This is a genomic window from Tomitella gaofuii (genome assembly GCF_014126825.1).
Taxonomy (GTDB): domain Bacteria; phylum Actinomycetota; class Actinomycetes; order Mycobacteriales; family Mycobacteriaceae; genus Tomitella; species Tomitella gaofuii.
The window spans coordinates 670,466-682,099 of record NZ_CP059900.1 but is presented as its reverse complement, the minus strand read 5'-3'; the positions used below and the strand labels follow the sequence as shown (position 1 = coordinate 682,099).

8 protein-coding genes are annotated in these 11,634 nt (G+C 69.9%); 4 read left to right on the top strand and 4 right to left on the bottom strand.

Translation table 11 applies throughout. The annotated features are described in order from the left end of the window. A complete protein-coding gene (locus H4F70_RS03150; RefSeq protein ID WP_182359007.1) occupies window positions 1-759 on the top strand; it encodes a dienelactone hydrolase family protein in 759 nt (252 codons plus the stop codon). Window positions 760-762: 3 nt separating this feature from the next. Here the strand turns inward: H4F70_RS03150 and H4F70_RS03145 are convergent, their stop codons facing one another. The 3 genes from H4F70_RS03145 to H4F70_RS03135 form a co-directional block, all read right to left on the bottom strand. Then, window positions 763-2,808, bottom strand: a complete 2,046-nt coding sequence (locus H4F70_RS03145; RefSeq protein WP_182359006.1) for an HNH endonuclease signature motif containing protein — start codon at window positions 2,806-2,808, stop codon at window positions 763-765. 148 nt (window positions 2,809-2,956) lie between these two features. Continuing rightward, the gene (locus H4F70_RS03140) at window positions 2,957-5,224 is read right to left on the bottom strand and encodes a DNA polymerase III subunit gamma and tau (RefSeq protein WP_182359005.1); all 2,268 of its coding nucleotides are present in this window, start codon (window positions 5,222-5,224) and stop codon (window positions 2,957-2,959) included. Between the two features lie 32 nt (window positions 5,225-5,256). Continuing rightward, complete coding sequence (locus H4F70_RS03135) at window positions 5,257-6,126, bottom strand: SDR family NAD(P)-dependent oxidoreductase (protein WP_235681311.1); 870 nt, start codon at window positions 6,124-6,126, stop codon at window positions 5,257-5,259. A 433-nt stretch (window positions 6,127-6,559) separates the two neighbouring features. Here H4F70_RS03135 and H4F70_RS03130 point away from each other — a divergent pair, with 433 nt between their 5' ends. The 3 genes from H4F70_RS03130 to H4F70_RS03125 are packed head-to-tail and all read left to right on the top strand — an operon-like array spanning window position 6,560 to window position 10,955. Continuing rightward, window positions 6,560-8,356: a sodium:solute symporter family transporter gene (locus H4F70_RS03130; protein WP_308316937.1), complete on the top strand. Its 1,797-nt coding sequence runs from the start codon at window positions 6,560-6,562 to the stop codon at window positions 8,354-8,356. Continuing rightward, complete coding sequence (locus tag H4F70_RS20145; protein ID WP_220471763.1) at window positions 8,353-8,484, top strand: putative transporter small subunit; 132 nt, start codon at window positions 8,353-8,355, stop codon at window positions 8,482-8,484. Before H4F70_RS03130 ends, H4F70_RS20145 begins: the two co-directional genes overlap by 4 nt. Before the next feature lie 59 nt (window positions 8,485-8,543). After that, entirely contained in the window at window positions 8,544-10,955 is a 2,412-nt protein-coding gene (locus tag H4F70_RS03125) for an arylsulfatase (protein WP_182359004.1), read from the top strand. 153 nt (window positions 10,956-11,108) lie between these two features. On the opposite strand, the gene H4F70_RS03120 is transcribed toward H4F70_RS03125, so the two are convergent. Then, entirely contained in the window at window positions 11,109-11,312 is a 204-nt protein-coding gene (locus H4F70_RS03120; RefSeq protein ID WP_143906065.1) for a cold-shock protein, read from the bottom strand. Window positions 11,313-11,634 lie beyond the last annotated feature (322 nt).

Sequence of the window (11,634 nt, the reverse complement as noted above, 5' to 3'; positions counted from 1 at the left end):
GTGACGGGGAACGACCGCGACCTGCCGCCTCTGCCGCGCGGCCCCCAGGACACCGCGCAGCGTCCACTCGAACGCGTCGACCATGGGGGCACTCCGCTCACTGTCGCGCAACCGGACGGTGCGCCGCGCGCCGGAATCGTCGTGGTGCAGGAGGCCTGGGGGGTCACGGGGTACATCGAGTGGCTGCTGCGGGTGTTCGCCGACGTGGGATACGTCGCCGTCGCGCCACATCTGTACCACCGCCGCGGTGACGTGGTGATCGAAGACCACGACTTCGCCAAAGCCAGGCCGGTGATGGCCTCATTGAACGGCGCGGCCATCACCGCCGACGTCGACAACGCCACCGGTTTCCTGCGGGAGGCCGGTGCCCCGCGGGTCGGGATCATCGGGTTCTGCATGGGTGGGACGATCGCGTTGTGGGCGGCCGCCCACGCCGACGTCGATGCCGCCGTCACCTTCTACGGCAGCGGCATCGACCAGCCCCGGTGGCCCGGATTCGAGTCGGGGTTGGAGACGGCGGCGCGTGTGCGTGTCCCGTGGCTCGGCTTCTACGGCGACGCGGACCGGTCCATCCCTCCGGCGCAGGTGGAGCGGCTTCGGACTGCCATCGAGCCGGTCAACGCGCCGACGCAGATCGTGCGCTACCCGGGCGCCGGGCACGCGTTCGCCTCGGACCCGTCGTCGCCGAAGCACGTGCGCGAGGCCGCCGAGGACGCCGGCATCCGCACCCGCGAGTTTCTGGCCGCGCACCTGGGCTGATGGTCAGAATGGCAGGTCTTCGGATGGGTCCGCGTCCGGATCCGCTGCGCCGAAGGCGATGTCCTCGGCGGACACGGCCGCACGTCCGCCGGGGCCGTGCCCTGGATCGGATTCCGGCTCCATCTCGTCGTCCGCCGGCACCGGCCGCGTGCGGAACCCTCCCGGCACGCTGATCAGCCACTGCCCGGTCACGTTCGATGACCAGCATTCCGCGTAGCCCGCCAATACCGCGACGTCCCACAGGCGCCATGTCTTGAGCTGGTGGTGCATCTTGCACAGGCAGTGCAGGTTCTGCGGCACCGTCCAGCCGCCTCGTTCCGGAGCGTCGTGGTCGAAGGGGACCACATGGTCGATCTCGCACCGCCGTGCCGGCACAACACAGCCGGGATGCCGGCAGTGCCCGTCACGCGTGCGCACCTCGCGGGCGATGCCACGGGCAGGCTTGTAGGTGAGCGCGCCCGGCGGCGGCGTGGAGTATCCGCCGTGCCCGTCCGGGTGGATGCCGGAACCCATGCCACGGCACGCCGCCACGCGCCAACGGATCGTGTCGATGAGCCGCCCGTCACCGATGACCGGGACGGTCCTCAGCGCGGGGATCCGCGCATGCCGAAGCGGAGTCGACGGTGCCGGACGCGGAAGCCCTGCCGCAGCGCCCGCCGTGGCGGGGAGAGTCCGCTCGCCCATGGAATCGATCTCGCGCTGCAGGCGGTTCTCCTTTGCCTGCCAACGCTCGTAGGCCGCTTCGATGAAAGCGATGTACTCGGGGTCCTCGAGCTCTGGATCGTAAGAGCCGTCGTCGGGTTCATCTCCCCCATCCTGATCGACCCGGTCCTGGCCGCCGGCACCCTCGAGACGGTCTTCTCCCCCGTCACTGCGATCCGCCGCGCGGCCGCCGGCGTCCGACGGGTTCCGGCCGCCGCCGCATCCCGGCTGCGGGTTGTGCGCCAGCCAGTGTTCCGCGAGGTGCTTCGCCTCCGCGAACACCAGTTGCCACGTCGCGCTCTCAGACAGCATGCGTGCGTACTCTGCGCAGATGGGGCCGTACCCTTCGAGATGCCCCGGGGTGTCCGTCAAATGTGCGAGCGTGGCCAGGTCCACATGCACATACACGTGAACGCGGCGCTGCGCTCCCACCCGGCCACCCGCAGTAGCGACGTCGCCGGTGCTCTCCGGGGTCGGCGAAGCGGGCTCCGCGTCGCATGCGGCATCGCGATCCGCCGGCGCAACCTCGGAACGGACCGATTCAGCCGGTCCCACGCATGGATCCGGACGCCTGGCCTCCTTGCACTCCGGCCGCCCGCACCTGCATTCGAGCCTGTCGGCTCCCAGCGCCATCGCGACCACCGCATCGGCCCGCCGCGTGGCGCGATCCCGAGGGTCGGTGGCGCAGACCGAACTCGCCAGAGCGTCGATGGCCTCGTCGACGACGACCGCCTCATCGGCGGCGAGATACGCGCGGACGTCCGCCATTCCACTGGTGCGCCGTGCGACGGTGACGCGGCGGCGCGAACGCTCACGCGCGTGCAGCCGTTCCGCCATCCGGGGGTCGCGTTCCATCAGTAGCCGCTCGACCTCGAGCGTCAGCGCACCGGGCGCAAGCAGCCGGGCAGAAGCGGCGATCTCCTCGTCGAGAGCCTCGATGATGTCCGGATCCACTTGGGCGAACCCGTGATACAGCACGGCGAGATGCGCATAGTCGATCAGGCCGGCGAGGGCCGCGTCCCGCACCGCGGTGAGGTGAAGCTGCAGCAGCGCCGCGATCCCGTAATGCACCTCCGCCATGTGCATCGTGCACGTCGACGCCGCGGCGACCTCCGAGAGCGCTGTGCGGCGGGCACGCCCCGCGCTCGTGCCGGAGCGCTGCAGCATCGCACAGCGCGTATCGACCAGATCACGCACACCGAGCAGACGTCGTGCCGCTGCGGCATTCTCGTCACGCTGGTGCGTCAGCATCAACTCACGACACCACTCCGGCAGCATCGCCTCCATGCGGCCTTCGACCACCCCGGCAGCGCCGCGCTCAAGCCCCCCGAACCCCACCCCGTTCATGTGTTCTATAGTACACGCATTCGATCGTCCAGCCTCCGGAATCTCGGAACTGCACTCGATCCCGGTGCAGCGCAGCGGTGTCGGGACGACTCACTCGTCGATCGGCGTGGCTCCGAGCGTCCCGCGCAACAACTCCACCGCCGCCTCCTCAGGGTCCCGGCGCTCTGCGGTCACCCCCGGTCCGGCGGCCGCTTCGGCCATCATCTCCTCTTCGGCCGCCGCTTCGTCGAAGGGCGGTGCAGAGCCCTCCTCCGGCGGGGCGTCCTCGTCGCGCGGAGCCGCGGCGCCCGCGTCCTGCGGACCGTCCCCCGGTTCGACAGGAGTCGAACCGCCGGTGCCGGCCGGCGTGGCCGCCACCTCCGCGGACCGGGCCGTGGTGTGTGCCGGCGGAGCCTTGAGGTGCGGCTCCCTCGCCCCGCACGGGAGCGGGTTCGGCGCGCGCCGCCTGACTCGGCCGCGAATAACCCTGCGGCGCCTGCGCACCGGCCTGCGCCTGCCGCGAAGCCCGCTGTGCACGGGTGGTCTGCGGCGGCCCCCCGGCCTGTGCCGGCCCGCTGTCGTTCTCCACGGCAAGCCGCCATTCGCCGCCGTACACGTGCCCGATCGCCTCGCGGATGAGCTGTGCGTTGTGCGGCTCGGCAAGCCTGGTGGCCAACGGCGGGGACGGGTGCGCGAGCACCACCACGTCGTCGTCCACGCGCTTGACCACTGCTTCCGCCAGCATCACCTCGACGGTGCGGCTGCGCGAACGGATCGCCGCGCGCACCTCCGGCCATGCGGCGCGGACGGCCACCGCGTCGGGACGGCCTCCCGCCGCAGCCTGCTCCTCGGGCGGCTGTGGCGCTTCAGGCGCCTGCGGCTCGTCCTCGACGACGGGACCGGGCGCATCGGCCTGCCCTGCGGGAGCAGATTGCACGGGGGCCGGATCCGGTGCATCCGGCTGCTCGGCCGTCGCGACCGCACTGGTGGGTTCATCGACAGCCGGTTCCGCGACTGCCGGCTCCTCGATGACCGGCGCCGTGGGCACGGGAGCGGGTGCCGTGTTCTGCGGTGCCGTGGGCTCGGGGACTGCGCTCTTCTCCTGCGGCGGGTCGTGCCGCGGCGGCGCGGTCTCCTGAGTGGCCCGGCGCTGCGACGGGCGGACGAAGCGCGGCACCGGCCGCTCCTCACCGCTACCGCCCGATTCCGGAGCACCCCCGGCCGGGGAACCGGACACGGCTGCCGCACCCGCACCCGCGGAACCTGCCGGCGCCGCGACACCGGCACCCCCTCCGCGTTCGAGGCGTTCGATCCGCTGCAACATCGCCGACGACTCGTCGGACGCCGCGGGCAGAAGCAGCCGCGCGCACATCACCTCCAGCAACAGGCGCGGGGCGGTGGCGCCGCGCATGTCCGTGAGCGAATCGTGGACGACCTCCGCGTACCGGGTGAGCGTGGCGGGACCGATGCGCTCGGCCTCCTCACGCATGCGTTCCAGCGCGTCCCCCGGGGCGTCGACGAGCCCGCGCTCCCCGGCGTCGGGCACCGCCCGCAGCACGATGAGATCCCGGAGTCGGTCCAGCAGGTCGGACGCGAAGCGACGCGGATCGAGCCCGGCCTCGATCAGCCGGTTGACCGTCTCGAAGATGGCCGCTCCATCGTCCACCGCGAGCGCGTCCACGGCGTCGTCGATCAAGGCGACGTCCGTGACCCCCAGCAAAGCCAGCGCACGACCGTAGGTGATGCCCTCCGGCCCGGCGCCCGCCAACAACTGGTCGAGCACGCTGAGCGTGTCACGCGGCGAACCTCCGCCCGCGCGGATGACGAGCGGATACACCGCGTCCTCCACGGTGACATGCTCCTGCTCGCAGATGCGGTCGAGCAGTCCGCGCATCACCATCGGCGGCAGCAGCCGGAACGGATAGTGGTGGGTGCGCGACCGGATCGTCGGCAGCACCTTCTCGGGCTCCGTGGTGGCGAACACGAAGATCAGGTGCTCCGGCGGCTCCTCGACGATCTTGAGCAGCGCATTGAAACCGGCATTGGTGACCATGTGGGCTTCGTCGACGATGAACACCCGGTAACGCGACTCCGCCGGCGCGTAGAAGGCCTTGTCACGCAGGTCTCGGGTGTCATCCACGCCGCCGTGGCTGGCCGCGTCGAGCTCGACGACGTCCAGGTTGCCCGCCCCTCCGGGCCCCAGGGCGACACACGACCGGCACACGCCGCATGGTGTGGCCGTCGGGCCCTCCACGCAGTTCAGCGACCGGGCGAGGATGCGCGCGGACGACGTCTTGCCACAGCCGCGCGGCCCCGAGAACAGATAGGCATGGTTGATCCGCCCCGACTCCAGGGCCGCGCTGAGCGGCTCTGTGACGTGCTCTTGTCCCACGACCTCCGCGAAGGCCGCCGGTCGATACTTCCGGTAAAGCGCCACGCGCTGAGACTACCGGCCGCCGCCGACATCGCTCAGGCTCCGTACCCGCCGTCCACGTCCAGCTTCTGCCCCGTGATGAAGCCGGCACGGTCCGACGCGAGGAACCGCACGGCCTCCGCGATGTCGGCGCACGTGCCGAACCGGCGCAGAGGGGTGTTGACGCGGGCCGCTTCCAGGGCGGCGTCGTCCAGGTCGCCCGCGGCGGCCAGGGCCTGCGCCATCCCGTCCGACAGCATGCCCGGGCCGACGCAGTTGGCACGCACACCAAACCGGCCCTCCTCCACCGCCAGCCCTGTCACGATCGCCTCCACCGAGGCCTTGGGCACCACCGACATGCCGTCACGGACGGCGAAGCGCCGGCCTGCGGCCGAAGTCACCGCGACGATCGATCCGCCCGATTCGCGCAGCGCCGGCAGGAATGCGTGGGCGACGGCGAAGAACGCGGCACTGTCACCGACGAGCACATCACGCATCTCCGCCGGTGCGACGCGGCTGAGATGCCGTTGCCGCACCAAAGGGCCTGCCGCATAGACCACTGTGCGGATCGCGGCGAACCTGCGACCCGCATCCTCCGCGAACGCCGCCACCGCGTCGAGGTCGGCGAGGTCGAGCGGCAACGCGGCCGATTCCGCGCTTGCACCCGACGCCGCACCGGCCTCGGCGAGCAGCGTGTCCGCCCGTCCCCTGTTGCGGTGGTAGGTCAGGCACACCGGTGCGCCGTCCCGCAGGAACGCCCGGACGACGGCGCTGCCGATCCCGCCGGTTCCGCCGATGATCACGACTGCGCCGTCTCCGCCCGCCGATGGCGTGCCCGTCAACCCCGTCACCCGTCCTTCCCCTCCCCGGCCGCAGTACATCACGTGACTCCCGCGCGCCAGCACCGACCATGTGATGCTCAGCATATCCGTCCATCGACGAGTTCTCCGCCGGAAACCACGGACACGGTGCGGATTCAACAAATGGATTCCGAACGATCGAAACCGCATACCGTACCATGCAGTAACACGCCTCCACAAATTGCGTCGTCAGGAAAGGACGACCGGAAGTCGACAGTTGATACAGTCCGAATGCAGTGCATCCGCCGGACCGTCGGCGACCGCCTATTCGGACACGTGAACCGGAAGGGTCGCCGCGGGAATCCGGGCGGCATCTGCACGGACCCTATTGGCCCGGGGCCGCTCACGCGCGCACCGATCTGCGCGAGGCAACCCGTTTGCCCCGCACAGACCGGTGCCGACCGGTGCCCGCATCCCCTCCGAGGGGGCGGCGCGCCCGGCAGCGGCGCCCCCTGACGGAGGACATGTGCACCCACTCAGCGCGACAACAACGATCTTATTGCTCGTAGCATTTTTCGGAATCACCTTTCTGCTCACCCTGACAATCCGCGAAAAGAAAGAGAACGCCGACGGATTCATGGTGTCCAACGGCGCCGTCGGTTTCGGGCTCTCGTCGTCGTCGATGACGGCGACGTGGATCTGGGCGGCATCGTTCTACGCCGCCGCCACCGCGGGCTACAAGTACGGAATCTCGGGCCCCATCCACTACGGCTTGTGGGGCGCGTTGATGATCCTGTGCATCTACCCGTTCGGCAAGAGGTTCCGCAAGATCGCGCCGCACGCGCACACCCTGGCCGAGGTGATGCACGCACGGCACGGCACTTCCAGTCAGCTCCTGCTGGCGGTGTCCAACGTGGTCGGCAGCATCATCAGCATCACCGCCAACTTCACCGCCGCCGGCGCGCTGGTCTACATCCTCACGCCGTTCAGCTTCACCACGGGCGTTCTCGTGGTGGCCATCGGCATCCTGTCGTACAGCATCTGGTCGGGCTTCCGCGCCGCGGTGCTCACCGATGCCGCGCAGCTCGTCGCGTTGATGGGCGCCGCGGTCGTCATCATCCCGGTGATCTTCTTCGCCGCGGGCGGCCCGGACATGCTCCGCGGCGGGCTTGATTCGTTCTACGACGCGGGCAACCCCGATATGGCGAACTTCTTCTCCATGGACGCCTTCCTGTACCAGGGCGCGCCCTACATGGTCGCCGTGCTCGCCTACGCGATCGGCAACCAGACCATCGCCCAGCGACTGTTCGCGGTACGCCAGGACAAGATCAAATCGACGTTCGTCACCGCCACCTTCGGTTACGCCGGCACCGTCATCGGTCTGGGCATGCTGGGCATGCTCGCCGCGATGATCGGGCTCAAGCCCACCGACGGGGACACCAACAACCTCATCCCCGACATGGCCGTGGAATTCCTTCCCGGCGTCCTCATCGCCGCGCTGTTCATCATGGTGATCGGCTCGCTCGCGTCCACCGCGGACTCCGACCTCTCGGCCCTCGCCTCGATCACGATGGCCGACATCTACGGCAAGAACCTCGCTCGCGGCAAGGTCAACCCGGGCACGATGCTGCTCATCGGCCGTCTGACGATGGTCGCGGCGACCGCGGCCGGCGTGATGTTCGCGTTCGCAAGCTTCGACATCCTGGACCTGCTCGTGTTCGTCGGCGCCCTGTGGGGTGCGCTGGTGTTCCCGGTGATCGTGAGTTTCTACTGGCGGCGCATGACCAATGTCGCGTTCACGGTGTCGGTGGTCGTGGCGCTCGTGTTCTTCCTCATCGCCCGCTTCACCTTGATCCCCATGGTCGGTGCGCAGGCGGTGCTGTTCGAGATCCTGGCCGCCGCCGGTGCCGCCGTCGTCGTGGGCCTGCTGGTGTTCGGCATGCTCGGACGCATCGCAGGATTCGTTTCCGGCACCGTCATGCTCCTGACGATGCTGCCGTTGTTCATCGGGTTCCTCCGCGACTACGAGGTGCTGCTGGGGTCGCTCGTCTCCTACGGGGTCAGTGCGATCGTGTGCAGCGCCATCAGCATGCGGAACAAGGAGCTGTTCGACTTCGACGTCATCGATGAGCGCGTGGTGCTGTTCCAGCAGGAGCAGGAGGAGATGCGCAAGCAGGGCGAGGACGCGGTCCGTGCCGCTGCGTCGGGCGCGCGCCCCGAAGCGACTCCCCAGGCCGCCGCGGGCGGGACCGCCGTCGCGACGCTGGAGCGCGATGAAGCCGCCACGGCCGAGTCCGGAGCCGACGGTTCCGAAACCACAAACGACACCGAAGCCCTTGGAGGAGATGACAAGTGACCACAGTGATGATGACGATCTACATCCTGATGTGGCCTGCGATGGCTGCCGTCGTCCTGGTGATGCTCACTGTCGGCGTGGTCAAGGACATCGTGCAGGCCAAGCGTGACGGGGTGCCGTTCGTCTGACATCCCGGTGGACAGAACGCCGCCTCGGGCCCGGACGGCCGGTGACTATCGTCACGCAGATGACTGACGACATCGGCCGTCCCGGCCCTTCCTGCACCACGGGGAGTCCCGGCGAGCCCTCTCTCCCTTCCCCGCGCGGCTTCACGGGCATCGTGACCGAAAGCCTCCCCGCCGCCACCCCGTCCTGGCCGCGGAAACCCCGCCCCGGCGCAGATGCGCCCGACGTCATCTTCATGCTCGTCGACGACATGGGCTACTCGGACATCGGCCCGTTCGGCTCGGAGATCCCCACGCCGCACCTCGACGCGGTGGCCGCGGAGGGCGCCCGGCTGACCGACTTCCACGTCACCCCCACATGCTCGCCCACCCGGGCGTCGCTGCTCACCGGGTGCAACTCGCACGCGGTCGGGATGGGCGCGGTCGCGAACGTCGACGACGGGTTCCCCGGCTACGCGGCCGAGCTGCCCGCCCACCAGCCGACCATCGCCGAGGCGTTCCGCGACGCCGGGTACGCGACGATGGCCATCGGCAAGTGGCACCTGTGCCGCGAGCAGGACATGCACGCCGCCGGAGATCGGAACTCCTGGCCGCTGCAGCGCGGCTTCGACCAGTACTACGGCTTCCTCGAGGCGCAGGCCAATCTGCACGCCCCCGCCCAGCTGTACGAGGGCAACAGCCCGGTCCACGTCACCGAGTACCCCGAAGGGTATTACCTCACGGACGACCTCACAGACCGGGCGGTGGGCATGATCGCCGAATCGCACGCCTCGGACCCGGGCAAGCCGCTGATGATGTACTTCGCCCACGCCGCGGTGCACACGCCGATGCACATCAAGGCCGGCGCCGCCGACCGTTTCCGCGGGCGGTACGACGCCGGGTGGGAACGGATCCGCGCGGAGCGCCGGCAGCGCCAGGACGTGCTCGGGGTGGTGCCGGCCGGCGTCGGCACCGCGCCGCTCGACGACGAGACCGGCCCCGACGTGCCCGCGTGGGACTCGCTCTCCGACGACGGCAGGCGCCTCGCCGCCCGCCACATGGAGAACTACGCGGCGATGATCGTGAGCATCGACGAATCGGTGGGCCGGATCCGCGACATCCAGCGCAGGCTCGGGCGCCTGGAGAACACCCTGTTCGTCTTCCTCTCGGACAACGGCGCCTCCGGCGGCGGAGGCGGAGACGTCGGGATCGTCAACCACCTCTCCAACCTCGACCGCACCCACTCGCCGACCACCGACGAGCGGGTCGCTGAGGAGATCGGCCGGGTCGACGACCTCGGCGGCCCCACGACGTGGCCGCAGTACTCCACCGCGTGGGCCACAGTGGCCAACACCCCGTTCCGGCGGCACAAGTTCAGCACCTATCGCGGAGGGCACCAGGTCTCGTTCGTCATGTCCTGGCCGGCCGGGCTCGGCGGACTCGGCGAGGAGAACTCCGGGCGCGGGGCCGTCCGGCACCAGTACGCGCACGTGACCGACCTGCTGCCGACGCTCGCGGAGCTCGCGGGGGTGCGGGTGCCCACCACCAGGGGCGGCGCCACGGCACGCCCGCTCGACGGCACGTCCATGGTGCAGGCCCTGCGCGATGGTGACGCACCGGGGGCACACGGCGACCAATACTACGAATGCCTCGGTGAACGCGCCTACTACGCAGGCGAATACGAGGCCGTCGCACAGCGCACGCCGCTGACGCCCTTCGCCGACGACACGTGGGCGCTCTACGCGGTGGAGCGGGACCCGGTCCAGCTCGACGACGTGGCAGGCGAGCACCCCGGCACCGTCGCGGATCTCGTCTCGCGTTGGGAGGACGCGGCCGCCGCCAACATGGTCCATCCCATGTCCAACGGCAGCCCCTTGCACTTCCTGCAGCGCGACCCCGCAGAGGAGCGCTTGGCCTGCGAGACCGTCCTGCTGCCCGAGACCCCTCCGCTGGAACGGTTCCGGGCCTCGCAGCTGATCGACGGCCGCTCGTTCACAGTCGACATCGAGCTGGGCGACGGGCCCGGGGACGCCGGGGGTTACCGCCAGGGCGACGAGGGTGTGCTCGTCGCCCATGGAGGGCAGGAGGCGGGGTACGTCCTCTACATCGAGCACGGCCTCGTGCACCTCGAGCAGAACGCGTGGGGACGGACCATCACGGCCGAGCCTGCACCCGTGCCCACCGGCTCCCGCCGCATCAGTCTGCGGGTCGAGGCGCCCGGCAAGCATCGGTGGATCGCAGCGCTCGCCATCGACGACACCGTCGTGCGCGAGGCGGTCGCAATGCAGCAGCTCTCGTGGCTGGTGCCGTTCAGCGGGCTGAGCGCGGGCACGATGCACCGCTCCCCCGTCTCCTGGGAGCTCTACCGTCGCCGCGGCATGTTCCCGTACACCGGGCCGTGGCAGCAGATCGTCTACCGCCCGGGCGACCACGCGCCGGACGCACCGGCGGTCATGCTGGATGCGATCCGGCGGATGGGCGCGGCCACGCAGTAGCCGCCGGCTGCCGGGCCCCGGACGTCACGAAAGCCCCCACTCCATCGTTGGAGTGGGGGCCTTCGCTCCGAACTCGTTCACCTTAGCGGTGGAACGGAAGCTCGTCCTCCCGGCGGCCGCTCACGCGGCCGTGGGTCCTGCTGGCACCTGCCCTCAGAGCGGGGTGACGCCGGTGGCCTGCGGGCCCTTCTGGCCCTGACCCACCTCGAAGCTCACACGCTGGTTCTCGTCCAGGCTGCGGAAACCGCTGGTCTGGATCTCCGAGTAGTGGACGAACACGTCGGCGGTGCCGTCGTCGGGGGCGATGAAACCAAAGCCCTTTTCAGCGTTGAACCACTTCACAGTGCCTTCTGCCATGCCTTACTCCTCTTACAGTGTCCACGTCTGAGGCTCGTCCATCGAACCCCAGGGCCGGTGTCACACGGCGATGTTGACGGCTCCACAAGAGGAAATCCATCACGCCCTTGAAAAATGTGCGAGCGTGGAAACACATACACAAACACGGCGACCGTCTCCAAGTTAACCACATCCTCCGCGGTTGCGACACGATTGCGCGACCCCGGTTTGCACACACCCGTGATCTTCACCACGAGGGCGCCCACCGCCCACCCGGAACGCCGCCCCCCACGCCCCGCCTGACCTGCCCTTTCCGCTGCTGATCGGCGGCGCTGCCCGCGTC

What these genes read in the sequence shown, in the direction of transcription:
- H4F70_RS03145 (WP_182359006.1), bottom strand. Translation starts at nt 2,808, where the DNA reads ATGAACGGGGTGGGGTTCGGGGGGCTTGAGCGCGGCGCTGCCGGGGTG.
- H4F70_RS03120 (WP_143906065.1), bottom strand. Translation starts at nt 11,312, where the DNA reads ATGGCAGAAGGCACTGTGAAGTGGTTCAACGCTGAAAAGGGCTTTGGT.
- H4F70_RS03135 (WP_235681311.1), bottom strand. Translation starts at nt 6,126, where the DNA reads ATGCTGAGCATCACATGGTCGGTGCTGGCGCGCGGGAGTCACGTGATG.
- H4F70_RS03125 (WP_182359004.1), top strand. Translation starts at nt 8,544, where the DNA reads ATGACTGACGACATCGGCCGTCCCGGCCCTTCCTGCACCACGGGGAGT.